Source organism: Paenibacillus sp. GCM10027629 (genome assembly GCF_042676425.1).
GTDB classification, from domain to species: Bacteria; Bacillota; Bacilli; order Paenibacillales; family Paenibacillaceae; genus Paenibacillus_K; species Paenibacillus_K terrigena.
This window is the reverse complement of record NZ_JBHTGZ010000019.1, coordinates 993-27435: the sequence shown is the minus strand read 5'-3', so window position 1 is coordinate 27435 and position 26443 is coordinate 993. Positions and strand designations below refer to the sequence as shown.

Sequence of the window (26443 nt, the reverse complement as noted above, 5' to 3'; positions counted from 1 at the left end):
AAAGGCATGAGCCCGGTACAATACCGAGCTCATGCCCAACAGGTCGCATAAAAATATTGTCTAACTTTTTGGGGTCACTTCATAGAGGTTGACTGCCTTTTTTTTTGTTTCAACAGAGAGATTATTTCTTGCCATCTTGATTCGCATTAACATCGACAGAAACATCCGACGGTTGTTCATGCGAATCGGTAATGACCGTTGTCGTCGTGCCTTGTGATTTTTTCGATGCGTCCTGTTCCGAAGAAGGTGTGTTAAGACCTGGTAACGCTAGGCTAGGCGCTCCCGCACTATTGTCACCTATGGCTTTACCTTTATTGTCATAATAATATTGCGGAACATTGCCAACCACCATCATATAGGAGATCGGTATATTAGACTCGACCACTTCGGGTTCGGTATCGAACGGGATAATGATGGCTACCTCCGCTACAATTCGGATGTATACTTCGACTAGAACCATATTTATGCCTGCATCCTGCTGTTTTGTATTCAACTCCACTTTTACGGCGCCTTGAGGTTCTAAGCGAATCGGAATTTGAGGCCCGAAAGAGGCAAGCACGGCGCTCCCTAATGCTTGACCGAGCGGAATATGCTCGTTCAAATCTTCAATGTTCTTCAAGGTACCCTCGACAACCTCTTTGGTACGAGAAGTAATTCGCATATTCTCCGCATAATTCATCATAAATCCAGCAACCTTGCCATCCCGATCCGTCTTCCAATCAATCAAATTCTGAAAGTTACTGCCGCTGGCAATTTGTTCCGAGATCGCATTATTGATGGCCTGGGTCGCGATTTGTTTAATCCGAATTTTGGCTAACGACATAATTGGCGGCTTTAGATTTTTCTCTAAGAATATTAAAGATTGCAGCGATAGTAAAGTAAAGACGACGAGTGCGATAAAGAACAGCTTTCGTTTGCTCCCGGGCTTGCGAGTAGGCTTGCTTCGCCACCCTTTCCTAATCTGCATAGGCGTTCCTCCTGTGGGACACATCATACCGTTAACTCTAACAGTCTATGCGTCATGGCCCAGAAAAAGAAGAACAGGCTGTCAGTGGTAGTTCAAAAAGTCACTTTTGCCCACGCATTATATTCTATTGCAACGCTTTGACATGAAAAAGAGCAAGGCATACAGCCCTGCTCTTCCCTTCAGATCACCATATGCAACTATGTATACCGCCGCTGCCTAAGCGCCTCATACAGCAATACAGATGTCGCCATCGCAACATTAAGCGATTCTGCACGACCCGGCATCGGGATAATAATCCGATCATCGACATAGGCTTCTGCCTCAGCCGATACCCCCTTGCCTTCATTCCCGACGAGCAGCCATGTCGATGGACGAAAATCATAGGCATAGCAAGTGTGCTCCGCTTGCAAGCTGGTACTCACAATCCGTGCGCCACCTCGCTTGGCTGCGGGGAGTATCTCATTCAGATTCCCTTCTAGAATCGGCAAATGAAACATTGAACCCATCGTTGAGCGAATCGTCTTCGGATTGTACAGATCCACTGTGCCCTTCCCGAGAATCACTGCATCAGCCAGCACAGCATCCGCGCTGCGAATGATCGTGCCGAGATTGCCTGGATCTTGTACGCCATCTACGACGACGACTAGCGCATTCTCTCGTTCCATGAATGCGCCCATGTCCGAGCTTTGCTTGTGAACGACTGCGAAGACAGGCTGCGGCGTCTCGGTCGAGCTGCATTTGGCGATGATCGCTGACGTAACGCCGATCCATTCCACATCCAAGTGTGATGCCGTCAACTTCTCAATTTCCGCAGGCATACCCTGATCCAAGCTATACACGATACATTCAACCGATGCACCTGAGATGAGCGCTTCCTGTACCAGATGAATGCCTTCAATAATATATTTGTGTTCTTTATCTCGCGTTTTTTTCTCCAGAAGCTGCGCCCATTGCTTCACCCGTGGATTCTGTAAAGATGTAATTTCCATGTACCCCTCACCCATTCGAATAGTGAATCTCCATCTTCTGAAGGTCCTTGTTAGCCCCGACAATAATGAGAATATCATCGGATTTGATGCTATCACCCGCATTTGGGGAGATGTTCATTTTCCCATTATTTTTAATCGCCATGACGTTGCACCCGAATTTCGCACGCACATCTAATTCCTTCAAGTTCTTGCCTACCATCTGAGGCGCGGCTTGCATCTCGATAATACTATGATCACTAGACAGTTCGATAAAATCCATAATGTTCGGGGAGACTAAATGATGCGCGACGCGAAGTCCCATATCCCGCTCCGGATAAATGACTTTATCCGCCCCAATTTTATTGAGCACTTTTCCGTGCAATTCATTCTGTGCTTTGACAATAATCCTTGGAACACCAAGATCTTTAAGAATCAACGTTGTCAAAATACTGGATTGAATATCTTGTCCAATCGAAACAACGACCACATCGAAGTTACGAATACCGAGTGCTTTTAACGCTTCTTCATCTGTCGAATCGGCAGATACGGCATGTGTGACAATATTGACGATATCCTGAACACGACCTTCATCACTATCGATCGCTAGAACCTCAAACCCCATATCGCTAATGGCACGAGCCACACTAGAGCCGAATCGCCCCATCCCAATGACTGCAAATTGTTTTTTAGCCAATTCTGTCACCTTCCCCGTAGAAATCTCAATTGTGCTTATTATACCACACAACCTTAGATCGTATAAAAGTGCACGTTCAAAAAGTCGGCTTTTCAGCACCTGAAAGTTTTCGCAGAAAGCACATTTTCTCAAGAATCATTCCGGTTAATCTTGGGCATAGTACACAAGAATCCACTCTGGAGGTGCAAGTACATGGGTATACAACTGGATTTGCGACAAGCTATTCTCCGTAAAGTACAGAATAAGACCGATGCCGAGATTGCCGACATGATTGAGGATTCAATCGATTATGACGAAAAGGCGCTTCCCGGGCTTGGCGTGTTGTTCGAGTTGATCTGGAAACAGGTTGATGACAAGACACATCATGAGCTTATCCATGCGCTGCAAGAAAAGCTCTCCTCCGACGCCCCCGCTCACTCGTAAATAATCGCGAACCTTTCCCTACATTGGGAAAGGTTTTTCACATTTTCATCACATTTCTATGCAACAAATTTCGTAGAAAAGAGAAACGAAAAGCCTTCTGATACGTTCTAGTATAGTATTTACATAAAATAGGGTTCAGAAAGGCGACTTTTTGAGCTGCCTTTATGGCGATGAAGGGGAAGTTAATAGATTCGTCGTCTAATTCCATAGCACCATACTAGAAAGGAGGCTGCATCTTGCTGCGTGTAGAACATTTATCCCACGTCTTTCGCAATGGGAGCGAAGACACCCCAGTCCTCAGAGACATTAATTTCACCATACATAAGGGCGAGATCGTCGCACTGCTCGGCAGTTCCGGTTCTGGTAAATCCACGCTGCTCAACTTGATGGCAGGTCTGATGAAACCGACGGAAGGAACGATCTTGATTGCGGACCAAGCGATTGAGAAGATGAGCGAAAATAAACTGGCCGAATTTCGGCGTACGAACATTGGCTTTATTTTTCAGGCCTATGAATTAATCTCGCACATGACCGTACGCGAGAATGTGGAGCTTCCTCTTGTATTCCAAGGGGTCAAGCCTAGTAGCCGTAAAGAGAGAGCTCTATCCCTGCTCGAGAAGGTTGGACTCAAAGAAAAGACCGAGATGTTCCCTTCTCAGCTCTCCGGTGGACAACAGCAGCGTGTCAGTATCGCGCGATCGCTTATTACGATGCCTTCCATTGTGTTCGCAGATGAACCTACAGGGAACTTGGATACAAAGACAGAAAATGAAATTATCGATCTACTCGTTGAATTGAACCAATCGCTTCAGCTGACCTTCGTCATCGTCACTCACGAGAAGGAAGTTGCTGATCGTACGAAAAGGATCATTCAACTGCGGGATGGCTATTTGATCGACCAGCTGGTTGAGACGGGAGGTCAGGCCACATGAGAATACGCGATTATTTGAACATTGGTTGGGACCAGCTCAAACGGCGCAAAGTCGTTACGGCCATGTGTACGATAGGAATCGCCATCGGTTCCGCTGCTATTATCGTTGCCTTATCCTTAGGCGAGTCCGCACAGCAATACGCGCAGGAACAAGTCAATTCTTTTCTCAAAATTGATGAGATTACGATAACGAATGAAGCTAACACCTCTCAAGATAGCAGTTCATCCGACTCAGATCGTGGCATCATTACGAAACAGAAGCTCGATATTATTGCGCAGCTTCCTCATGTCAAGGCCGTAGGGACCTACAAAAGTATTGGAAACTTCGGATTCAGTGTCGATGAGACCAAGGAAGGACGTCTAGAGCTGACTGCGACCAATTTGGAATCGCTCGAAGCGTTCGATAACAAATTCAAGCAAGGCGGCATCTCGGAGCAAGAGAATACCGTCGTGCTCAGTTATGGCGCGATGATGGGGCTTATGGATCAAGAAGCGATGGAGGCACGGGACAAGCAAATCCGGGCCAACCCGAATGATGAAGCCCTCTGGGAGCAATTCCGAGAGATGGATAAAATCGTGACACCACTCTACCAGAAGCAGTTGAAGCTGAAAGTCGACGTCACCCAAGATCTGAACAATCCCAAAATCGTAGAAATCCCGCTCCGAGTTGTTGGCGTGCTAGCCAAACCATCTGGTGTATCGGATAATCAAGTATCCTGGATGAAGGATGCTTATATCTCCCATGCACTAGCTGATCAAATTACCGACTTAATGAAAGCTGCGCGACCTGGCACCGAACTTCCTCCAGAGCTAAGCGCAGAATTCAACAAAGCTGTCGTCAAAGTCGATGACATCCAGAATGTCGAGACATTAGACAAAACGATCAAGAAACTAAGGTTAACACCTCAGAACAATTTACATCAGCAGGATCGACTCGCAGAACAATTCGCCATCGTTCGTACGGTTGCACTTGGGGTCGGGTTATTCGTCTTGTTCATTGCATCCATATCGATCGTTGTTGCCATGACCATGTCAACCTATCAACGAAGAAGACAGATCGGGATTATGAAGGTGCTTGGTGCGAACCTCGCGCAAATCCGCAACATGTTCATCGTAGAATCGGCACTCCTCGGACTTGTCGGCGGTGTGTTCGGCATTCTATTTTCCTATTGGGTCGTCTGGGGGATTAATGCACTCCTCATGGCAACCGAGGGCGGAGACCAGAGCATCCTCTTTATTTCCACCTGGATTCTTGGCGCTGGTATTTTCTTCGCCGTCCTGACCGGCATACTATCTGGCATTTATCCAGCGATCAGCGCATCGAGAACGGATGCTCTAACAGCCATCAAACGAGACTAGAACACGAACTAATACAGGAGAGTGACATCGATCATGAAAAAGGAAATATGGCTTGGGATCGTGGCCTTAATCATTATTGGGATTAGCTTCGGTCTCTACAGCCTCAGCTCGCCGAAACCGCCAGTTGTTGCCGATGGGCTGGACTCGGCCTTGCAATTTGAAGTTACCAAAGAGAACTTATCCAAGACCATTGATGTAAAAGGCAAGTCCTCCTATCTCAATGAGACGGTCATTTATGCCCCATATGACGCTTCCATCCTCAAATGGAATGTCAAGGACGGTATGCAGATCAAGCAAGGAGCGACGTTATTTTCCCTAGATCGTACGAAGATACATAATGAGATTTCGCAGCTCGAAGCGCAGCTTCAGAAATCTGCTCTTGAAGCTAGACTTAGTGATCTTCAGGCTAATGTTGCGGATACAGAAGCCACGTTAAGCCTATCTGAGGCGGACGCGAAGCGTGGGTTCGTGGAACGTGAGAAGAACAAAATTATGAATGAGCTGAACCAAGTGAATGACCAGATCAGCAAGACAGAGCTGGATTCGAAACGCAAGAAGCTGCTGCAATCGGATTTCAAGACACCAGCTTCCGGGATCTTCTTGTTCGATGATGCGAATGCGATTCCGAAGTCGGTGCATGAGAATGATCGAATCGGTAAAATTGTCGACTTAGATAAGCTTCAGCTCGTGAGCTATGTCGGCGAACAAGATGTCTTTCAGATCAAGGAAGGCATGCCTGTCAAAGTAAAAATCAATGCGCTCAAGAACGTTACGCTTACCGGGAAGGTCGTTAGCGTATCGAAATTCGCGAAAACTGGCACCGAGCAGAATGCCTCCCAATCCGCACAGTTCCAAGTGAATATCAGCCTGTCCAAAAATGAAAACCTCATCGCGGGTCTCAGCTTAACGGGATCCATTGAGGTTGCAAATAAACCGGATGTATTGGTCATTCCCACAATTGCTATACAACGTGAGAAAGATCAATATTACGTCATGCTCAAATCAGGAAATGGTCTGGAGAAGAAATATATCAAAATTGGCCTGGAAACACCAGATAAGACGGAAGTCGTTGAAGGATTGAAGGAGAAAGACACGGTCGTATTGCAGTAGATGAATCAGAATTAACAAACTAACAACCGGAATTATATTAGTATTTCATACAAACCGATAAGGCACAGCAGGATGCCTGCTAACACATTGGAGTAACGGCCGAACCATGTTCTAGCCATTCTCCTGCCGACGGTGGAGCCTACGCCGATGAATATTACAGAGAGTATACCGGTGATTACCGTCGTCCAGAGCGCTGATATTCCTGTTGCGCCAGCGCCAATGCCGGTAGCAATATTATTCAGCGTAAGCGCTAGGCCAAGTGCTAGAGATTCTTTCCATGAAATCACTTGATTATGATCCTGATCCGCATGGATCGGATTACGCAGTACCTCAGATAAGGTAGGAGCTTCAAGCTCCTCCTTGGAGTCTGAGGACCGTATACTTCCCCATAGCGTCCAAATCCCGATAAGAATAATAACAAGCGCTCCTGACAAATTCGCCATGTGGCTTGAGATGAATTGGACCAGCCATTCGCCCATCCGCATCGAGAAATAAGTACCGATCATTGTGATACATGCAATCAGAATATTCGGTAGCCAAGGAATTCGAGTTCTTTTCATTCCAAAAGACAAACCGATCCCCAAATTATCCAAATTGGAAGCAACTGCAAACATAATCACAGATATCCAATGCATATTCAATCACCTCTTCTATATCCCCTCCTACTCTATGCCCATTTTAAGAAGATGTGACAGAAACCGATATCTACTATCCAAATTGGATTGTGTCCGTCGAAGGAGCCACGACATTAGCATGAGGATCAATCTGCTCCAGCAGCTTGATAAGCTCTTGCCGTTGCTGTTCTTCAAGCTCATTCGCCATAGCGCCTAACTCTGGACGCAACTGAAATTCAATCGACGTATCCCGCTTCAGCCACGCCGTATTCCTTCTTGCAGCACTACGTTGTACATCCTCGATCGTTGCCATAGGAACGGCGTGCGCTTCACCATATGCCGCAGAAATCGCAGCTTGACGGTACGATTGACGCAGCTCGAGCACAGGTCTGATCGTACCGATCCCAACCGTTACATTCGTTCCATACATGTAATCCAAGAGCTTATAGAGGCGTTCAGCACGTAATAATGCAGCTTCGCCTAACGAGTTCAGATCATCTTCAGTGATAAAGAAAACCGTCATATATCGATTCATCATAGGGCTAGCTACGCATGGAGCTAGCTGCTTCGCAAATTGATTCACAGCATCATAAAATCTAGATAAGCGCATATGATTCTCCGTCGGGCTAATCCCCTCAATTTGGGGGAAAGCAATCATCATTGCATACCCTGTATTCCATTGAAGATTGAGAATTTCTGTAAGCTGTCGGAACTTGGTATCCTGCATCGTCTCCATCATAAGTGAAATGGCCATTAAATTCTCAGTAATCGAGATTAACGTTGTTGTAGGCTTCGATGCCATACGGAGCTCTAACCGCTTCCATTGCTCCAGATCTAAGTCCTGTACCTGTCTGCGAAGTGCATTTAGTAAGTCTTCATCCGAATCCCGAGCATCCGGGAAAGCGTATAATATCCTGCATTGAGGGGCGAGCTGCTTCATCGCACAAGATCGATCAACATTTGTATCATTCAACAACAGGATATCGATTCCCCTCTGCTCGATACACCGTATCATTTTCTCTTCGTTTTCTACTCGAAGGAGCTGGAATATCCCTGGCAACCGCCGAGTAATGAGCTCCTCTAACCTATCCTGTTCCTCTGGCTCATCGCTTACGATGAGTAACCGATACATAGTAATTCCCCCCTTAGCTACAATCCTTAGAACCTGATGTTTACGCTTACTTCGCCTCACCCTCTTTCTTTGGATGCGCTTTCACGAATTGGTAATATGATACAGTTTATCACAAAAAAATAAGGTTATCGATAGCCAAAGCTGATCGATAACCTTAAGTTTTGATGAATGTTTTGTTACGGTGCTGTTTCAAGGAATTTCGCTGTTGGATTCTTGTCCATTGCCGTCCGCATCGCGTATTCATTCTCGAAGAGGACAACATAATTGCCCTTCTTATCCGTGACGAGCTGCGAATTAATACGGAACTTGCCTGGATCGATTTTATTCTCCTCATCCACGATCCATCGTGCGAATTGATATGACATACGCTGTAATTGCACATCGACGCCATACTCGCCCTTCATCCGGTATTCGAATACCTCGAATTGGAGTTGTCCGACGACGCCTAGGATCGTCTCATCGAAGCCGCTAGCCGATTGGAAGACCTGAATCGTACCTTCCTCCGTCAACTGATCGACACCTTTTTGATATTGCTTATGCTTCAATGCGTTCTTCACCGTTACTTTCGCGAAGATCTCCGGCGAGAACGTCGGCAGCTCATCGAATACGACCTCACTGCTCTGACTTAACGAATCTCCAATACGGAATATACCTGGGTCGAATAAACCAATTATATCCCCGGGATATGCATATTCAACAATATCCCGATCCTGTGCAAGGAATTGTTGCGGTTGCGACAGCTTAATGTCTTTACCCGCACGTACATGGCGTACACTCATGCCGCGTTGGAACTTCCCAGAGCAGATGCGCAAGAAAGCAATTCGGTCACGGTGAGCCGGGTTCATGTTCGCTTGAATTTTGAAAACATATCCTGTAAACTTCTCGTTCTCGAGCGGATCGATTGGACCAGCCGTACTGTTACGTGCTGTTGGTTTCGGTGCAAGCTCCAAGAAGTTCTCGAGGAATGTCTGCACCCCAAAGTTATTAATCGCGCTTCCGAAAAATACAGGTGTTAATTCACCTCGTTTGACTTTCTCGAGATCGAACGGATCACCCGCAACATCTAACAGCTCAAGCTCCTGACACAATTGATCATGCAAGAATTCGCCCGCCATCTCACGAATGATTGGATCCTCGTAGCTATCAACCTTGCGAACTTGAATTTCGGAATGATCATTTCCTTGGAACAATTCCACTTGGTTATGGACACGATCATAGACGCCGCACAAATCACGGCCTGTGCCGATTGGCCAGTTCATCGGTACCGAACGAATGCCGAGCACTTCCTCCAGCTCTTCCATTAGTTCGAATGGGCTGCGGCCTTCACGGTCCAATTTGTTAATGAACGTGAAGATTGGAATCCCGCGCTTCGCGCAGACTTGGAACAATTTCACGGTCTGAGCCTCGACCCCTTTGGCTACGTCAATCAACATGACTGCGCTATCCGCAGCTGTCAGCGTACGGTACGTATCTTCACTGAAGTCTTGGTGACCTGGCGTATCCAGAATGTTAATCCGATGACCTTTATAATCAAATTGCATCACAGAGGACGTTACCGAGATACCACGCTGCTTCTCGATCTCCATCCAGTCCGATGTTGCATGCTTGCTTGCCTTACGCGCTTTTACCGATCCCGCTTCGCGAATCGCGCCCCCGAATAAGAGCAATTTCTCCGTCAATGTCGTTTTACCAGCATCCGGGTGAGAAATGATTGCGAACGTGCGTCGTTTATTGACTTCAATCTGTAATTCTTCGGCTAATGTTTTGCTCATGCCCCATGTCCCTTCATCTACAAAATCATAACTTATATTGTAACATATTGAAGCGTGAAAATGTATTCGAATTGGAAGCGATAGCACCCATCCATGCAAAATAACCCCACAAAGTGGGGCTTTGGCTTCGAAGCCGATTCAGGTACTTTGCGTGGACCCCGAAAACAAGTCTTATCTTCTAAAAAAGACGCCTTCCTCTACCTCACGGCAGGAAAGCGTCTCAATATATCTCTTATTGGGCTGCCAATGCACGAATAACAACCGAAATGACTTGATCCTCACCTTGACGTTCATGTTCGATAACGACCCAATTGGCAGCCAGGGCTGATTTTAATGAATCAACATTCACTGAAGATAGACGAAGCTGATCTACACGTCCTTCACTCGCCGTGAAGTCACGCCCCGCTTCAACACCGAAACGCTCGAAGAGCCAGATTTTCAACCCGTTATTCGTATTGAAAGTAATCTTGTAGCCTTCGCGAATCGCTTGCTCTAGAGGCTCGCCATTCTCTTCTGCATAAGAGAGAAAATCATCATAGCTGTAATACTCTTCCTCAGCGACTTTAAGCGGTGATAAATCACCTGTTTGAACCACGTTAAGCAGCACATCATCGGTTATACCGAAGCGGCGCGCCCGCTCCATCATAATCGCCGTATTCTGCGAGATTCTTACGATATTGCTCATAGCCAGCACATCCCTTCCCCATGATTCCAAGTTTCACTTAGTATAAATGACAGGCTGTATAATGACCTGGCGATATTTCTTTCCATTCCGGCTCTTCTGCACGGCAGTGATCTGTCGCGAACGGGCACCGGGAAGCGAACTTGCAGCCCTGCATGTCATTCAGCGGACTCGGCAAATCACCCTTGAGCAATTCGGACGGCATCGCAGCAGCCTTTGGATCGGGTACCGGAATGGCGGATAGCAGCGCTTGTGTATATGGGTGTGCCGGATGGGTGTAGAGCTCATCACTCGGTGCCAGTTCAACCAGCTTACCCAAATACATCACCCCGATCCGATTCGAGATATGCCGAACCATCGATAGGTCATGGGCAATGAATAGGTACGTCAGACCGAATTCACCCTGTAAATCCTCCAACATATTTACCACTTGCGCTTGTACAGACACGTCTAGCGCCGAGATCGGCTCATCACATAGGATGAATTCCGGATTGACGGACAAAGCCCTTGCGATACTGATCCGTTGTCTCTGCCCACCACTAAACTCATGCGGGTACCGATCAATATGTTCGGATTTAAGCCCTACCTTATTGAGAAGCTCGAGCACACGATCCTGACGATCCTGGCGGCTGCCGAACCCATGAATCTCCATCGGTTCATTAATGATTTGCGAGACATTCATGCTTGGGTTCAGTGAAGAATAGGGATCTTGGAAAATCGCCTGCATCCGCTTGCGGAATGGCTTAAGCTCCTTCTCCTTCATCTTCGCGACATCTTTGCCGTCGAACCAAATCTCACCGTCTGTCACCTCATGAAGACGTACGATGCTTCGGCCTGTTGTTGATTTTCCACAACCGGATTCGCCGACAAGTCCAAATGTTTCGCCTCGGTTGATATGAAAGCTGATATTATCAACTGCCTTAAGTACCTTCTTATCACGCCCGAAGCCCCCGGAACCCATTGGGAAATATTTTTTCAAATTTCGAACATCGAGCAATACATCGTCCTTCTTAGTCATTGTACTTCCTCCCCTCGACCCTTAGCACCATGCTTCATGTCATCTGAGAGCAACCAGCAGAGCGAACGATGTCCTTCTTCTGGTACGAAATAAGGCGGCATCTCACGGCATTTGTCCATCGCATGCGGGCAACGTTCCATGAATGGGCAACCTGAAGGCGGATGAAGCAAGTTCGGCGGCGTCCCTTCAATGGACGCCAGGCGCTCACGCTGCCCTTCCTTTACGCGCGGAATCGATCGCAGCAAGCCTTGCGTGTAAGGATGGCTTGGACGTTCGAAAATATCCTCAACCGTACCTTCCTCCATAATCATGCCGCCGTACATGACAATGACGCGTGTACATACCTGAGCAACGACGCCCAAATCGTGTGTAATCAGCAGGATCGAAGTCTTCGTGTTATCGCGCAGCTGCTTCATGAGCGCAAGAATTTGCGCTTGAATCGTTACATCGAGCGCCGTCGTCGGTTCATCCGCGATGAGGAGCTCTGGCTTACAGGATAAAGCCATCGCAATCATAACGCGCTGACGCATCCCGCCGCTGAACTCATGCGGATATTGATCAATCCGCTGCTCTGGCGAAGGAATTCCTACTTCTCTCAACAACTCAATCGCACGTTTACGGCTATCTGCCTTACTTAATTTCTGATGCCGACGAATCACTTCAATCATCTGCGATCCAACACGCTTCACCGGATTGAGCGAAGTCATCGGATCTTGGAAGATCATCGCGATTCTGTTCCCGCGAATTTGACGCAGCTGAGGTTCCGACATTTGGCGTAGATCTTGGCCGTGAAATAGAACCTTACCATCTTTAATGACACCTGGAGGCTGGATTAGCCCTAAGATGGATTTCGCAGTAATACTCTTCCCACTGCCTGACTCGCCAACGATGCCAATAACCTCGCCTTGCTGCACGTCAAAGCTAACTCCGCGGACCGACTCGACCTCACCATCACGCGTCATAAAAGACGTTTTTAAATTTTGCACGGATAATAATTCTGTCATACGTCTCACTCCGTTAAGTCATAATTCACGGGTTAACGCCGATTCACCTTCGGTTCGAATGCGACGCGGAATACATCCCCGAGAAAATTAAATGAAAGCACTGTTAATAGAATAAAAAGCCCTGGGAATATCGCCATATACGGCGCTTCCCCGATAAAGCCTTGCGCATTGTTCAGCATGCTGCCCCATGAGGAGTTTGGCTGCTGCACACCAAGACCCAGGAAGCTGAGTGACGACTCCATCAGAATCGCGGATGCGATATTAATGGACGCCGATACAATAATGGTCGGCAGAATGCTCGGTACAATATGCTTCGTAATGATCCGCAGCGTGCTCTGACCCGATACACGTGCATACATCACATATTCCCGCTCCTTCACCGATAGTGTCTCCGCGCGGACAATCCGCGCAATACTCATCCAGCTGAGCAGCCCGATAATGATGATAATCGTCGGAATACTTGGTTTCAAATAAGCATTGAGAATAAGCATTAAGAAAAACGACGGAATAGACATCAGGACATCAACCATACGCATTAACAGGTTATCAATGAACCCGCCAAAATATCCACTGACCGCGCCAACGGCTGTCCCTACAACGACGGCAATGGCCATCGCCAAAAATCCGACACTTAAAGATACACGCCCCCCGTATAATGCTCTCGCAAAGTAATCCCGACCGTAGTCATCCGTTCCGAACCAATGCGTCGCACTTGGCGGCAGCAACCGCTCTGTCGGGACAAGTTTGTTCGGATCGTAAGGGGACAAGAACGCGAACACGGCCCCGATGATGAAAATAGTAAGAATAATAAGGGCTACGATGCCCGTCTTTTGCTCTTTGAATTGTGCTTTTACATTACGCCATCTCATTCGATTCATCTGTCTAATCACCTCATCGTCTTGATACGCGGATCAACGACACTATATAAGATGTCCGCCACCAAGTTTCCAATCACGAGCATAAACGATGAGAACATCGTAATCCCCATAATCACGGGGTAATCCAGGCCGAATACCGACGAGATCCCGAGGGAACCCATGCCCGGCCAAGAGAATACCGTCTCTGTAATGAACGCTCCTGCAATCAGATCTGCGAAGGACATCCCCAAGATTGTAATAATCGGGAGCAGCACATTCTTCAGGACATGACGCCAAAGAACACTGCGTTTCGTTGCGCCATAGGCGTACTGAATCTGTACATAATCTTCTTCCAGCTGACTGATCGCTTGGGAGCGAATGTACCGCGAATACATCGATACATTGATAAACGTTAGGACCGCACACGGCAGAATACCATGCTTCACAATATCCCAGAAGGAATCCACGCCAATCGTACGCATCCCCATACTTGGCAGCCAGTGCAATTTCACGGCGAAAATATAAATCAACATGATCCCGAACCAGAAGCTTGGAATCGAAATTCCGATGTACGAAATCATGCCTATTCCGCGATCGAGCAACTTATTTTTACGGGAAGCCGCGATGATACTAAGTGGAATAGCAATAATCAGTGAAAGGAATAATGCTGAACCCATCAAGCCAATTGTCGCAGGCAGACGCTCTAGAATCAATTCCAACACCGGACGATGATTCGTTAAGGAATATCCGAAGTTGCCTTGCAGCACATTCTTTAGCCAGATGAAATATTGCATAATGACCGGCTGATCCAGGCCCAGACTATGCCGAATTCTCTCGACGTCTTCCGCGCTCATATTCGGTGTGACGAATGAATTCACCGGATCCCCCGGTGCGAGCTTAATTAATGCGAATGACACGACGGAGATAAACCAAAGCAACGGGATCGATTGTAGAACCCGTCGCAAGATGTTTTTTTTCAAAGGTGTCCCCTCCGAACTGAACACTCGGCGTTGCCGCCGAGTGTCGTGGATTGTTCTATTTAGTTACATACAATTTCGATAGATCCTCAAGCATAACAACCGGTTTCGTTACCGCTTCCTCCACACCGCCATAGCGTTTGTCGAGTGCGACTACACCTTTTGTATAAGCAATCGGGAAGACCGTCATTTCATTCGCAACGGTTTGTTGAATTTGCTTGTACAATTCGCCACGTTTTGCTGTATCGGTCTGTACTGCTGCTTGATCCCATAATTTATCGAAGTCTGCATTTTTATAATGTGAATAGTTATAAGCTTCATTACTCATGTAGAGCGTACGGTAAGCATCTGGCTCAAAGCCCATGATATAACCACCGAAGGAGAGATCATACTCTTTGTTGTTCATATCCAAGGATTTGTTACCAAAAGCCGTAATATCAAGCGGCATCAATTCAACTTCGATACCGACTTCTTTCAACTTTTGTTGAACATATAGCGCTAAGCTCGTTTGCGGTTTGTTCGAGTTCGTATAAGCAAGTTTCAATTTCAAATTCGATACGCCTGCTTGCGCGAGCAATTCTTTGGCCTTATCCAAGTTGTGATCATATTTCTCAACATCATTGGTCTGATACAACGTGTCTGGCGTAAGGATTGAAGCTGCTGGTTCTGCATACTCTCCGGACGTGTAAGCTGCTGTAATCATTTCGTTCTTATCGAGTGCATAAGCAATCGCTTGACGTACTTCCTTCTTCTTCATGACATCCACATTCAAGTTAAATACCATGTAGGACAAGCGGCCTTCTAGGTAAGTTAGAATGTTGAAATTGCCTGTATTCTTAAGTGTATTTACATCTTGTGTATCAATCATACGCATTTGAATTTCGCCGTTCTGAAGGGCAAGATTCGCAGCATTCGGATCTTTCGCTACACGGTATGTGACGGAATCCAATTTCGGTGCGCCGCCAACATACTTGTCGAAGCGCTCTAATGTTACATATTCCCCTGCACGGTATTCTTTAAATTTGAATGGACCAGAACCGACCGGGTTGCTGTTCTTTGTACTTTTCTCGATATCTGCTTCCCCTTCGAAGATATGTTTAGGAATTGGGAAGATTTGAACGAGCATGCCTTCGAATGCTGCGGATACTTTCGGAAGAACGAAGTCCACCGTACGGTCGTCCACTTTCTTCATCGTTAACGGCTTGCCGTCATAGACGAATGAACCACGGAAGAAGCTATGCTGCTTCTCATCGAGAATACTGTTCATCGTGAAAATAATATCGTCAGCCGTCAATGGCTGTCCGTCGTGCCAAGTTAGACCTTCACGCAGTTTCAACGTGTATGTCAAGTTATCTGCAGATGGCGTCAAGCTCTCTGCAAGTACGAACGTCTTCTTGTCTCCATTAACGTTGAATAGTGGTGCATACAACGCTTGGTCAATCGTTAATGTAACACGATCTCCTGCATAGATTGGGTTCAATACTTTAGGATCATCCTGAACGGCAATGACGAGGCTGCCCCCATTTTTTGCTGTCCCGGCAGGTGCTGTTGATCCTTGATCTTCTGCCTTTTTGTCGCTTGAAGCACTACCGCATGCACTCATGGTTAGAATCACAAGTGCCAATATCGCAGCAGTCCACATATTTCTACGCTTCATATTCGTTTACCCCCTGTAACATCATGTCGAATATTGTCTTTGGTTAAAACTAGTATACCAGTATCTTTTCATAAAGCAACTATTTTTTCCGAGTTTACAGGTAGGAATTAAAGTCACCCTAATACCAAACGGAAAAAAAGGCCCTCTGATAACATCAGAGCGCCTCCCTTCCAACGATGATCCTATTGTCCAATGAGAAGTGCGCGTGCCGGAGCCGCTTCAATTCCCGTCATTTTCTAGCTGTCTTTTATGAATTTTTCCAGATCACTTCGTCCTCATCTTGCCCATTAACAGGCCACCAATGGAAGCCGTCTTTGGCAAGAAGCTCATCCACCTTCTCAGGCCCCCATGAACCAGCTGGGTAATGTTCGATAGCAGATGGGTTCGCTGCCCAAGCTTCGGCAATACGATCAACGAATGCCCAAGCGGAGGACACTTCGTCCCAGCGTGTGAAATACGTAGAATCGCCACGTGCAGCATCGAAGATTAGGCGCTCATACGCTTCAGGCGAGTTAATGCCGACCAAGCAGCTCTGGCAGAAATCCATCGCAAGCGGTTGAATATCGGATTCCGATCCCGGTCTCTTCGCATTGATCTTCACATAGATACCTTCCATTGGATTCACCCGAATGACGAGCAAGTTCGGCTCTAAGTTATGCTTCTGTCCGAGGTAGACATTCGTAGGCATCCGTTTGAATTCGACCACCACTTCTGTCGTCTTCACCGGTAGACGCTTGCCTGTACGAATATAGAACGGTACACCTGCCCAGCGGAAATTATCGACGAATACTTTGGCAGCGAAATAGGTCTCGGTATTGGACTCCGGATTGACAGATTCCTCTTCGCGATAACCTGGCAATGCCTTGCCTTTCAACGCTCCGCTCGTATATTGTCCGCGAACGACATTCGCTTCCACTTCTTCCTTCGACGTATATGCACGTAGAGAGCGAAGCACTTTCACCTTCTCATCGCGAATATCCTCCGCAACTAACCGGCTAGGCGGCTCCATTGCGATCATCGTGAGCAGCTGCAGCATATGATTCTGTCCCATATCACGCAGCGCGCCCGCATGATCATAGTATCCACCGCGCTCTTCGACACCAACCGTCTCGCCAAGTGTGATTTGAATGTTCGCAATATGTTTGTTATTCCATAACGGCTCGAAGAAGGAGTTCGCAAATCGAATGACTTCGATGTTCTGAACCATCTCTTTGCCAAGGTAGTGGTCAATCCGGTAAATTTCCTCTTCGCGGAATACTTCGTTAATCTGCTTATTCAGCTCTTCCGCCGATTTTAGATCATAACCGAATGGCTTCTCGATCACAAGACGATGCCAGCCTTGGGATTCAAGCATACCGCCCTTCCGCAAATTCTGTGATACACCGCTGAACAGCTCCGGCGCGAGTGCAAGATAGAATAGACGATTGCCTTCGATATTGAACTCTTGTTCGAGCACACGCGTCTGTTGATCGAGCTCCCGGAAACCATCAACATTATTAATATCTAGTGATTTATATTCAAAATGTCTAACAAAGTCATTCCAATCCGTATTGGCTTCTGGCTTGTAGCGGCAGAACTCCTTAATGGATTGAATAATATCCTCACGGAATTGATCATTCGTGCGTGGACGACGAGCAACACCGATTACCGCAAAACGCTCGCCTAGCTTGCCTTCACGATATAAGCTATAGATGGCTGGATACAACTTGCGACGTGCCAAATCTCCTGTCGCTCCAAAAATAAAAAAGACAGCGCCAGATGCTAAACTCGTTAGGTTATTCTCTATTTCGTTCATGGCTCCTCATTCTCTTCCTTATGTATTTTTATACAAAAAATTGACTCCCATCATCCAAGTGTTTCACATCTGTATCTTATGCCATTTTATCACAACCATCTCGTTGTTGCTATTCTCAGAAGACCAAATTTTTGCACATTCCTACATAATTTTTTTGCATGTATTGCCTAATATTCCGTTGTTATAAGGGGAAGACCGATAGACACCCGCTCTTGATCTGTGCCGCTGATTTGATGAACAGCCATCTGAAGATGCAGCTCATGCTTACCACTTACGATACCTTGGCCCAACTCAGGGGCTGAATAAGATGCACTATAGGTGCCATTGTCTGTATATTTTTCCATTTGAATGAGTTTGACTTCCTTCGCAATTACTTGCTCCAGTTGTTCTACGGTTACTTGTGCTGAACCCTTCGCTTGTCGTTCTTTCTCGCCTTGCACAGTACCATTCCAGTTATAATCCATCTCCAAGTCATTCAATTGACGTACGAATTTTGCTTGTGTCGCCTGTACTTCTGAATATAATTGCTTCTCGGATTGTGTAGAATCCACCCGCTTTGCTTCAATCTGATAGACCCAGAAGAATCGGTTCGATTCACGTTGAACAGCCATCCAGTTCACACGCGAACCATTTACTTGCCAGCTTGCGCTCACGATGACCTTTCCATTCTTTGTTTGTAGTTCGATTTTTTTCCCGGCAAGAAGTCCTTCGCTCCACGCCTCTACCTGACCCTTTAAAGACTTGCTACCATCCATGAATTCCATCTCGCCATTGATTTTCACAACCCAGCGCGTCGGCTGCGCTTGCATCGATTCACTTAATTTCCATAGCTGTGCGAGGCGGTGTTCTGCCGTGGAGACTCCATCGCGCTGCTTGAATCCGGTTAGCATTGTGGCACTTAGCCACACGAGACACAAGCACATACAGCCTACCATCCATTTCCGCATCATCACCAGTTCCCCCATTCACGTAATCGATTCTATGAATCTAGTAAATAGGATATCCGTTCCACCTCTCCCTTATACGCCTCATGCAAAAATAGGCACTTCACTACTAGGTAAGTAACCATACACGTTTATCCCCGTCTGAATAGATTATTGTGAACCACAGACAAATGCCGTATTCACATGAAACGGATCGTTAATTATAGGAGGTGTCGAACCTTATGATTCCGGTTTACCCTGTCAATGAAGAGAGTATTGGTCATATAACAGGCCACATGGTATGTGTCGTGACAAGCCATGGAGAGCGTTTTATTGGTCGGGTCGCAGGCTGCAGGAATGGCAAGCTCGTACTGTTTGATGATGAAGATGAATCGCCTTTTAGCCCACCGTCCCATGAACATCATCATGAAGGTCCTAAGCGTGAAGAAGAGCATCATGAAAAACATAAGAAACATCATAAGAAGGGCAAGAAACATCACTCCGATCACAAACCTCACAAGCATAAAAAACACAAGCACCACAAAAAAAGCTCATGCCGTATCGCCAAAACTTCAAGCTTCATCCCTAACCATGACAAACGCCGCAGATTTTTCGAAATCGACCTTGCACTCATCTCCTTTCTTTTCCTGCTTGTGCTATAAAAAACGCAGAAGAACCCGGAATCGCTCACGACCGCAGCAATTCGGGTTCTTCCTGTTTGTTACTCAACTATTATTCGGCTAAACCATTCTTATACGCATAAATGGCGGCTTGTGTGCGATCGTCCACACCGAGCTTCGCCAGAATATTCGTGACATGAAATTTCACGGTCTTGATTCCAATGAACAGCGCGTCTGCAATATCTTGATTCGACTTGCCTTCGGCGAGGAGACGAAGCACATCCATCTCTCGCTCTGTTAATTCTTCGTGTGCAGCAGCATGCTGCTTCGGTTGACGAAGACGATTCATCATCTTCGATGCCACCTGGGACTCCAGCACGGATTGGCCTCGAGCTGCCGCTCGTATCGCCTCTGCAATCTCGGTCGCACGGGAAGTTTTCAAGAGATAGCTGAATGCCCCCGCTTCAATCACCGGATACATCTTCTCATCATCCAAGAAGCTCGTAAGCACAATGACCTTGCATTCTGGGTACAATTCAAGCAGCTTACGTGTTGTCTCGATTCCATCCATGCCTTCCATCACCAAATCCATCAATACGACATTTGGTCGATATTCTTGGGCAAGACGGATACCTTCGATTCCATTGCTAGCTTCACCAACAACTTCGATCCCATCCTCTGTACCTAGAACTGCGGCAAGACCGATACGAACCATTTCATGATCATCCACGAGCAATACTTTAATCGGCGTCTCCAATCCCTTCACCCCATCCACTTTCCTCGTTTAATACCGGAATACGAATCTCTATTCTTGTCCCTTTGCCTGGCGCAGTAATTAACTGCAATGATCCACCAATTTCATTCACGCGTTCCTGCATCGTTGATAACCCATAAGAGGTCTGCTTCTTCACATCAAGCTCAAACCCAATCCCATTATCTCGCAATAATAGGCGCACACCATCCTGACGTTGATGCAGCTTAATCTCCATCTTCGTTGCCTTAGAATGCCTTAATGTATTCGATAAAGCCTCCTGTACAATCCGGAATAGATGATTCTCAATCCCCTTCATTAATGCAATGTCCTCATCCACCTCGTAGATAATCTCCATAGGAACTTTCGCTTTCATCTCGTGCAGGAGCTCTCTGAGACCTTCAGCAAGCGGCTTACCCTCCAAGTGTACAGGCCTCAAATGAAGCAGCAGAGCTCGCATCTCTGATTGGGCAACAGAAGCCATTTCTTCAATCAAGTTCACTTGCCTCAGAGCTCTGTCAAAATCTTCTTTCTCGAGGGTTCTGCCTACTGCGGTTGCTGTCATCGAGATCGCGAACAACTGTTGACTCACGGCATCATGAAGCTCCCTTGCAAGCCGCTGCCGCTCTTCAATAATAGCAGTATAACGAGCCTTTTCTGCCAGCTGCGCGTTGTTCGTCGATAGTCGTTGCAGCGAGCTCACTTGCTCTTCCCATTTCTTACTCATCCGACCTAACTGCTCTGCCAGGCGACCTACTTCGTCTTCACCTAGATCCGGCAGCGGCCGAGATAAATTTCCTTTCTCCATCTGAAGAACGGAATCTCTAAGCGTCTCCAACCTTCTACGTACATGGTAACTCTGATAGAACCCGAATATGGCTCCAAGCCCAATGGAAATCGATACACCCGTAAGACTAATCCAGACGCCCTGTAGCCATGTCGTGAGCGGTTTCATATAGCCGTAGGACTGTAAGAAATAGATCGACGCTCCGAATAACAACATGGAGAAGAGGATCGTCTGGCCCATACTCCGTATAACCATATTGGTCGTTTTGGTCGTTTCCATGGCACTGATCCCCTTCCTGTTAATTAATTCGGATATCAATATCTCCTACGATATAGGAAATGACGAGTTTTACTTTTTGATCACACAAATCATAATGCGGTGACTTCCACACCCGTTTATTCATGAATCCTGCTTCCTTATCATGGTTGAAATTAATCTGTCCCAAGACAACATTCGCTTCAAGCTCGAGCCCAATATCGTCTGGAATTGAGACATCAATATCCCCTAGCGCACCTTGAAGTACGACCGTGCACTCCTTCTCCTCCATAATGGCAAGTGATAGATCTAAATTCACTTCTCCCACGACATGCCAGAGGCTCATATTCCGCAATACCCATGGCTCGCGATCCCATTTCAAGCTGCTCATTAGGTTCTGCTTCTGTATATATCGTTCATCTCGCTGCTCTTTCTTCGATTTTGCATAGAATAGACCGAGTGAGATTAAGATAATTCCGAGTAAAAGTGTAAAATGATCCAGCAGCATTAGAATGCCGCCAATGACAAAGAGCATATAGCCCCTTCGTGTATTTCCTCGTTTACGAATTTGATCTAAGCCTATGAAAAATAGAATGAGTGCGGCAATCGTCAAGAAGCTAATCCAATCGCCTAATAACATAAATAGACCTATACCGATCATAATAAATGCGATATTGCGATTTTTGCCTTGCATGTGCCGCCCTCCTCTCTTGTTGGTATAAGGATGGAAAAGCCATGACAACGCAAATCTTGCGTTGTATGGCTTAACCTTTCATAGCATATCACAATTCGACATTATTACGAAATACTAATTTTGATTCAGTTTATTCTTAAGTGCTTGAAGCTGCTCATCAACCATAAGTTCTTTGCTTGGATCTACAGGGGCTTGATAGCGTCCTGCTACACCGCCTGGTACGCGCATTACATCGGCTTCTGCTTCCAATTGCATGATTTTCTCTTCCATGCGGTGGAATCCGCGAGATGCGCTACCGCCTTCGATCGTATGCAAGCTGCTGATCGTAGCCATTTGTTTCTTCGCTTTCGCCATTTGAGCACGGGATGCAAGCTCATTACGCTTATTGCGCAGTTTGTAGAACTCATCCTTCATCTCATGAAGCTGCTGCATCAAATCTTTTGCTTGTTCGCTGGATTGCGTATGCAAATCCGTATATTCAGTTATTTTTTGGTCGTGGTACAATTTCTCTTCGAGCAATTTACGAGCAACTTCCTCTTGACCATTACGAAGTGCATGCTCTGCTTGACGTTCACGCTCACCACTTAGTCGGATGGATTCTTCAAGACGTTGCTTCACGCGACGCTCGTTAGCCATTTGTTTCGCTACAGTAACCTCTGCTTCATGAATTTCACTTTCCATATCACGAAGATACTGGTTTAGCATTACCACCGGATCTTCAACCTTATCCAACAATTCATGTACCGATGCCTTTGTCATGTCCTTAATTCTTTTAAATACTCCCATTTTACTTATCTCCCTTCTCGAATTGCGCAACTTTGGCGCGTAATTGTTCTAATTCTTTTTGCATTGCTTTCTTCTCGATATCCTCCATCATGGAGTCGAACGATGAAGATGTTGTAGATGATGTAGTGTTTGTCTTTGGTGCGCCATACTTGTTCATGTCTGAATAACCGCCTGATGTATAGGAAGGTCCTGAACCATATGTTGGTCCTTGGCCGTAATTCGTTCCACTACCATACCTAGGTCCTTGATGATAAGGATTCAAGGGATCCATCGGTTCCTTTGGGACAACCAAGCTAGCGACAATATAGACGAACAACGCAGTTCCACCAGTACAGACAGTTACGATAATGAGCGCTAAGCGTATGAACGTTGAATCGATATTCATGTACTGCGCAATCCCACCGCATAGTCCCGATACTTTTTTGTCATAAATCGAACGATACAGCTTATTCATCCTTTGTTACTCCTTTCTATCATTCTCCAGCTTTTGCTTCAGACGATCGAGTTCTCGATCTAAGACACCTTGGATTTGAGTGCCTGCCTGGTACATCATATCTTGGCCCATTCGCTTTATATCCCGCAGACTTCGCGTTTCAAGCTCAAGGTCCGATACTCGATCTTCGAGGCGATTGAACATGCGAGGAATCGTGTTCGATCCGTAAGCATGTGTACGTTGGTTCATTCGTTGTTGAATCCGAATATTCTCCATTCGCGCAACATAATATTGGCGCTTATCGTATACCGTCTGGTATTCATTCTTTAGTAAATTCAACTGTTCTTCGAGTTCAATGATCGTGCTCTTGCTCTGTTCATATAGCTCCCCATATTGGGCTGCTTTTTCTTCGTGGATCATCTTCTCTTGAAGCGCCATCTTCGCAACATGTTCTTCGTCTGCCTTGAGTGCTAATAAGGCTTGCTGCTCACGTTTGTCTCGCATGCTCTCCGCTTGTAGTACTTGATTCTTAAGCTGGTTGGCGTGCATAAGGACTTGTTGATACAATTTCTCTGATTCTACGATTTCATGTTTGGTCGACATGAGGAATTGATCGATTAATCTTACAGGATCCTCTGAACGTTCCAAACGGTCATTCAATGTTGCTGCCGTAATATCACGTACTCTTTTCATCACACTCATGATTCTCTCGAACCTCCTTATTCGTTTAATATGCCGTATTAGTAAGTTCTATTGTTTCGCTTGTTACTTAGCATTGATACACCTACAACTATCAACCCTATAGCGAGTAACAAGCCGAAGATCCAAGCGAGCTTACTAAAAAGGATAATGGCGCCGAGGACCATGATGATCCATCCAAAATACCGACTACCATTCTTTACGCCGTAATACCCAAGGGCGATCATCAATATTGGAACCAAGTAAGCCATCAATCCGCTTAAAAAACCAAATGCGAACTTCCCTAGTAGGATGACAACCCCGAGTCCGATCAGCAAGGCTGCAAATCCTGTTTTGTTATTTCGATTCATCGTCGTTCACCGCCTTTCGTTTCTCTCTTGCTTATGTCTTTATTTTAGGCTGTTTAAGACTTTTCCAAAACGGACCCCCGGCGGTTTTTGATCCTAGACCTTGGTCCAGTCCGTTCACAGACCTTAGGGACGTATGAATTATTCATATCAATTGTATAATTCCGATTTTCATTGTAAGATATAGAAGGAATTTAAATTTGGGAATATATAGAAGATACATATCCTTTGTACATAGATGGCTCGGGAGGAATATCGTATGCTTAATCTTCAATCGCAATTCGCGAATATTCTATTAGGTCAACGATTAAAACACGATCTGTTTAACCATTCGGGAGTTCTTATCATTCCAGCAAAGACGGTCATCACCGAAGAACATTTGCAGATCGTATCCATGCATCACATTCCAATCTCGATTCATGATTTAGAAGAGATTACATTGTCCGAAGGAACAGATGGCTGTCAATTAATTGATCGCAGCGTTCTTATTATTCAGGATTTATATGAACGAGTAAGCTATAGGCGGGCCATTCCCATACTCGATATAAAGACACACATTCTTCCGATTATTCAACACACCGTCAAACATACAGACTTGTTCACATTACTCTCTTGGCTCAAATCTTCAGATGACTATACCTATCGCCACATGGTGGCTGTCTCCATTCTCTCCACGTTAATAGGCAAATGGCTTCAATTAAACGAAACAGAACTTCAAGATCTTACGATGGCAGCCGTCTTACATGATGTCGGTAAAATCAATATCCCTCTAGAGATACTTAATAAACCAGGGGCTCTCACCCCAGAAGAATTTGAAATCGTCAAACAACATACGAAAGATGGCTATGAGTTGATCAAAGCTACATCCGGAACGACCATGCGCCAAGCGCTCGTTGCCCTCCAACATCATGAACGTCAAGATGGCAGCGGCTATCCACTCGGACTTCGTAGCGATAATATTGATCTCTATTCCCGCATCGTCGCTGTTGCCGATGTATTCCATGCCATGTCCTCTGAACGTGTCTATCGCAATGCATCACCCTTCTATACATTATTGAATGAATTGTATCAATTTGCTTTTGGGAAACTGGATGCCAAGATCGTCCGCTTATTCTTAGACCGATTAATGCAAGCGCTTGTAGGAAATGAAGTCCTCCTCACGGATGGTCGCCGAGCGATTATTGTTATGATCAATTCCCATGATCCAATTCATCCGTTAGTCCGTGTAGGTGATGCTTTCGTGGATTTGAGTAAATGCTCGATTCAGATTGAAGAGGTTCTTGCGTAGGTTTTAATTGAATTGGACACTGACGTATGCAATTCGATGCTGCGTCTTTTTCTTTTGATCATATATATGTATAAACAGCAAAAACACCTTAAGGATTAAATCCCTAAAGTGTTTATCATTTCATTTTCATTTGAAGAAGTGGTGCCGGTGAAGGGACTCGAACCCCCACGGTTTCCCTCACGATTTTGAGTCGCGCGCGTCTGCCAATTCCGCCACACCGGCTTATTAAACTTCTTGTTCTTAATGGCGCGCCCTAAGAGATTCGAACTCCTGGCCTTTTGATTCGTAGTCAAACGCTCTATCCAGCTGAGCTAAGGGCGCAATCATTATGGTAAATATGGTGCCGAAGACCAGACTTGAACTGGTACGGTAGTCACCTACCGCAGGATTTTAAGTCCTGTGCGTCTGCCGATTCCGCCACTCCGGCACGGAGTGAAAATGGTGGAGGCGCCACCCAGATTCGAACTGGGGGTAAAGCTTTTGCAGAGCTCTGCCTTACCACTTGGCTATGGCGCCAAATTATAAATGGAGCGGACGACGGGAATCGAACCCGCGACCCTCGCCTTGGCAAGGCGATGCTCTACCGCTGAGCCACGTCCGCATAAATGGCTGGGGATCAAGGATTCGAACCTTGGAATGACGGAGTCAAAGTCCGTTGCCTTACCGCTTGGCTAATCCCCAACAATTATTGTTGGTGCTTTGTTTTAATTAATGGGGCGATCGATGGGACTTGAACCCACGAATGCCGGAGCCACAGACCGGTGCGTTAACCCCTTCGCCACGACCGCCATAATTAAAATGTATCCAGTTGTAATGCTCTTGGCAGGGGCAGCAGGAATTGAACCCACACCAAAGGTTTTGGAGACCTTTGTTCTACCTTTAAACTATGCCCCTATATTG

Annotated in this window: 27 protein-coding genes and 8 tRNA genes; 6 read left to right on the top strand and 29 right to left on the bottom strand. The window is 46.2% G+C overall.

What is annotated here, in order from left to right; all coding sequences use genetic code 11:
* Nucleotides 1-121: 121 nt before the first annotated feature.
* From yunB to ACFQZR_RS27330, 3 genes are all read right to left on the bottom strand, one after another.
* Nucleotides 122-967, bottom strand: coding sequence for a sporulation protein YunB (gene yunB, locus ACFQZR_RS27340; RefSeq protein WP_379351491.1), 846 nt, complete (start codon nucleotides 965-967; stop codon nucleotides 122-124).
* Nucleotides 968-1164: 197 nt separating this feature from the next.
* Nucleotides 1165-1956 carry a TrmH family RNA methyltransferase gene (locus ACFQZR_RS27335; protein ID WP_379351490.1) on the bottom strand — a complete coding sequence of 264 codons (792 nt, stop codon included), beginning with the start codon at nucleotides 1954-1956 and terminating at the stop codon, nucleotides 1165-1167.
* Between the two features lie 7 nt (nucleotides 1957-1963).
* A complete protein-coding gene (locus ACFQZR_RS27330; RefSeq protein ID WP_379351489.1) occupies nucleotides 1964-2629 on the bottom strand; it encodes a potassium channel family protein in 666 nt (221 codons plus the stop codon).
* A gap of 192 nt (nucleotides 2630-2821) precedes the next feature.
* Between ACFQZR_RS27330 and sspI the strand changes: the two genes are divergently transcribed.
* From sspI to ACFQZR_RS27310, 4 genes are all read left to right on the top strand, one after another.
* Nucleotides 2822-3052 carry a small acid-soluble spore protein SspI gene (sspI, locus tag ACFQZR_RS27325; RefSeq protein WP_314591226.1) on the top strand — a complete coding sequence of 77 codons (231 nt, stop codon included), beginning with the start codon at nucleotides 2822-2824 and terminating at the stop codon, nucleotides 3050-3052.
* 236 nt (nucleotides 3053-3288) lie between these two features.
* Nucleotides 3289-3984: an ABC transporter ATP-binding protein gene (locus tag ACFQZR_RS27320; RefSeq protein WP_379351488.1), complete on the top strand. Its 696-nt coding sequence runs from the start codon at nucleotides 3289-3291 to the stop codon at nucleotides 3982-3984.
* Entirely contained in the window at nucleotides 3981-5342 is a 1362-nt protein-coding gene (locus ACFQZR_RS27315) for an ABC transporter permease (protein ID WP_379351487.1), read from the top strand. Before ACFQZR_RS27320 ends, ACFQZR_RS27315 begins: the two co-directional genes overlap by 4 nt.
* Nucleotides 5343-5375: 33 nt before the next feature.
* The gene (locus ACFQZR_RS27310) at nucleotides 5376-6452 is read left to right on the top strand and encodes an efflux RND transporter periplasmic adaptor subunit (protein ID WP_379351486.1); all 1077 of its coding nucleotides are present in this window, start codon (nucleotides 5376-5378) and stop codon (nucleotides 6450-6452) included.
* Between the two features lie 32 nt (nucleotides 6453-6484).
* On the opposite strand, the gene ytaF is transcribed toward ACFQZR_RS27310, so the two are convergent.
* From ytaF to ACFQZR_RS27255, 11 genes are all read right to left on the bottom strand, one after another.
* Nucleotides 6485-7087 carry a sporulation membrane protein YtaF gene (ytaF, locus tag ACFQZR_RS27305; RefSeq protein WP_379351485.1) on the bottom strand — a complete coding sequence of 201 codons (603 nt, stop codon included), beginning with the start codon at nucleotides 7085-7087 and terminating at the stop codon, nucleotides 6485-6487.
* 73 nt (nucleotides 7088-7160) lie between these two features.
* Complete coding sequence (locus ACFQZR_RS27300; RefSeq protein WP_379351484.1) at nucleotides 7161-8198, bottom strand: hypothetical protein; 1038 nt, start codon at nucleotides 8196-8198, stop codon at nucleotides 7161-7163.
* Between the two features lie 176 nt (nucleotides 8199-8374).
* Entirely contained in the window at nucleotides 8375-9970 is a 1596-nt protein-coding gene (locus ACFQZR_RS27295) for a peptide chain release factor 3 (protein WP_379351483.1), read from the bottom strand.
* Nucleotides 9971-10202: 232 nt separating this feature from the next.
* Nucleotides 10203-10655, bottom strand: coding sequence for a hypothetical protein (locus ACFQZR_RS27290; protein ID WP_379351482.1), 453 nt, complete (start codon nucleotides 10653-10655; stop codon nucleotides 10203-10205).
* A 37-nt stretch (nucleotides 10656-10692) separates the two neighbouring features.
* Nucleotides 10693-11670: an ABC transporter ATP-binding protein gene (locus tag ACFQZR_RS27285; protein WP_314591241.1), complete on the bottom strand. Its 978-nt coding sequence runs from the start codon at nucleotides 11668-11670 to the stop codon at nucleotides 10693-10695.
* Nucleotides 11667-12674 (bottom strand): ABC transporter ATP-binding protein, encoded by a 1008-nt coding sequence (locus ACFQZR_RS27280; protein ID WP_018758940.1) that lies wholly within the window; start codon nucleotides 12672-12674, stop codon nucleotides 11667-11669. The genes ACFQZR_RS27285 and ACFQZR_RS27280 overlap by 4 nt, the downstream gene beginning before the upstream one ends.
* Nucleotides 12675-12706: 32 nt before the next feature.
* On the bottom strand, nucleotides 12707-13552 hold the full coding sequence (locus tag ACFQZR_RS27275; protein WP_379351481.1) for an ABC transporter permease: 846 nt from the start codon (nucleotides 13550-13552) through the stop codon (nucleotides 12707-12709).
* A gap of 8 nt (nucleotides 13553-13560) precedes the next feature.
* Nucleotides 13561-14511 carry an ABC transporter permease gene (locus tag ACFQZR_RS27270; RefSeq protein WP_379351480.1) on the bottom strand — a complete coding sequence of 317 codons (951 nt, stop codon included), beginning with the start codon at nucleotides 14509-14511 and terminating at the stop codon, nucleotides 13561-13563.
* 55 nt (nucleotides 14512-14566) lie between these two features.
* Complete coding sequence (locus ACFQZR_RS27265; RefSeq protein WP_379351479.1) at nucleotides 14567-16165, bottom strand: ABC transporter substrate-binding protein; 1599 nt, start codon at nucleotides 16163-16165, stop codon at nucleotides 14567-14569.
* A 247-nt stretch (nucleotides 16166-16412) separates the two neighbouring features.
* Nucleotides 16413-17960: a glucose-6-phosphate dehydrogenase gene (zwf, locus tag ACFQZR_RS27260; RefSeq protein ID WP_379351478.1), complete on the bottom strand. Its 1548-nt coding sequence runs from the start codon at nucleotides 17958-17960 to the stop codon at nucleotides 16413-16415.
* 167 nt (nucleotides 17961-18127) lie between these two features.
* Nucleotides 18128-18910, bottom strand: coding sequence for a YwmB family TATA-box binding protein (locus ACFQZR_RS27255; protein ID WP_379351477.1), 783 nt, complete (start codon nucleotides 18908-18910; stop codon nucleotides 18128-18130).
* Nucleotides 18911-19125: 215 nt separating this feature from the next.
* Between ACFQZR_RS27255 and ACFQZR_RS27250 the strand changes: the two genes are divergently transcribed.
* On the top strand, nucleotides 19126-19545 hold the full coding sequence (locus ACFQZR_RS27250; protein WP_379351476.1) for a hypothetical protein: 420 nt from the start codon (nucleotides 19126-19128) through the stop codon (nucleotides 19543-19545).
* A 70-nt stretch (nucleotides 19546-19615) separates the two neighbouring features.
* Here ACFQZR_RS27250 and ACFQZR_RS27245 read toward each other — a convergent pair whose 3' ends face one another.
* The 7 genes from ACFQZR_RS27245 to ACFQZR_RS27215 form a co-directional block, all read right to left on the bottom strand.
* Nucleotides 19616-20260: a response regulator transcription factor gene (locus ACFQZR_RS27245; protein WP_379351492.1), complete on the bottom strand. Its 645-nt coding sequence runs from the start codon at nucleotides 20258-20260 to the stop codon at nucleotides 19616-19618.
* Nucleotides 20244-21320 carry a sensor histidine kinase gene (locus ACFQZR_RS27240; RefSeq protein ID WP_379351475.1) on the bottom strand — a complete coding sequence of 359 codons (1077 nt, stop codon included), beginning with the start codon at nucleotides 21318-21320 and terminating at the stop codon, nucleotides 20244-20246. The genes ACFQZR_RS27245 and ACFQZR_RS27240 overlap by 17 nt, the downstream gene beginning before the upstream one ends.
* A 19-nt stretch (nucleotides 21321-21339) precedes the next feature.
* Complete coding sequence (liaF, locus tag ACFQZR_RS27235) at nucleotides 21340-21990, bottom strand: cell wall-active antibiotics response protein LiaF (protein WP_379351474.1); 651 nt, start codon at nucleotides 21988-21990, stop codon at nucleotides 21340-21342.
* A 114-nt stretch (nucleotides 21991-22104) separates the two neighbouring features.
* Nucleotides 22105-22776: a PspA/IM30 family protein gene (locus ACFQZR_RS27230; protein WP_314591261.1), complete on the bottom strand. Its 672-nt coding sequence runs from the start codon at nucleotides 22774-22776 to the stop codon at nucleotides 22105-22107.
* A 1-nt stretch (nucleotide 22777) separates the two neighbouring features.
* The gene (locus tag ACFQZR_RS27225; protein ID WP_018758951.1) at nucleotides 22778-23230 is read right to left on the bottom strand and encodes a PspC domain-containing protein; all 453 of its coding nucleotides are present in this window, start codon (nucleotides 23228-23230) and stop codon (nucleotides 22778-22780) included.
* Nucleotides 23231-23236: 6 nt separating this feature from the next.
* Nucleotides 23237-23911: a PspA/IM30 family protein gene (locus ACFQZR_RS27220; protein WP_379351473.1), complete on the bottom strand. Its 675-nt coding sequence runs from the start codon at nucleotides 23909-23911 to the stop codon at nucleotides 23237-23239.
* 38 nt (nucleotides 23912-23949) lie between these two features.
* Nucleotides 23950-24258 carry a LiaF transmembrane domain-containing protein gene (locus ACFQZR_RS27215; protein ID WP_018758953.1) on the bottom strand — a complete coding sequence of 103 codons (309 nt, stop codon included), beginning with the start codon at nucleotides 24256-24258 and terminating at the stop codon, nucleotides 23950-23952.
* A gap of 256 nt (nucleotides 24259-24514) precedes the next feature.
* Here ACFQZR_RS27215 and ACFQZR_RS27210 point away from each other — a divergent pair, with 256 nt between their 5' ends.
* Nucleotides 24515-25543 (top strand): HD-GYP domain-containing protein, encoded by a 1029-nt coding sequence (locus ACFQZR_RS27210; protein ID WP_018758954.1) that lies wholly within the window; start codon nucleotides 24515-24517, stop codon nucleotides 25541-25543.
* Between the two features lie 139 nt (nucleotides 25544-25682).
* Here ACFQZR_RS27210 and ACFQZR_RS27205 read toward each other — a convergent pair.
* From ACFQZR_RS27205 to ACFQZR_RS27170, 8 genes are all read right to left on the bottom strand, one after another.
* Nucleotides 25683-25765, bottom strand: a tRNA-Leu gene (locus ACFQZR_RS27205).
* A gap of 22 nt (nucleotides 25766-25787) precedes the next feature.
* Nucleotides 25788-25864, bottom strand: a tRNA-Arg gene (locus tag ACFQZR_RS27200).
* A gap of 17 nt (nucleotides 25865-25881) precedes the next feature.
* Nucleotides 25882-25970, bottom strand: a tRNA-Leu gene (locus tag ACFQZR_RS27195).
* A gap of 15 nt (nucleotides 25971-25985) precedes the next feature.
* Nucleotides 25986-26059: transfer RNA gene (locus tag ACFQZR_RS27190), tRNA-Cys, on the bottom strand.
* 10 nt (nucleotides 26060-26069) lie between these two features.
* A tRNA-Gly gene (locus ACFQZR_RS27185) sits at nucleotides 26070-26144 on the bottom strand.
* 5 nt (nucleotides 26145-26149) lie between these two features.
* Nucleotides 26150-26224 (bottom strand) — tRNA-Gln (locus ACFQZR_RS27180).
* A gap of 31 nt (nucleotides 26225-26255) precedes the next feature.
* A tRNA-His gene (locus ACFQZR_RS27175) sits at nucleotides 26256-26331 on the bottom strand.
* A 32-nt stretch (nucleotides 26332-26363) separates the two neighbouring features.
* Nucleotides 26364-26437, bottom strand: a tRNA-Trp gene (locus tag ACFQZR_RS27170).
* Between the last annotated feature and the right edge of the window lie 6 nt (nucleotides 26438-26443).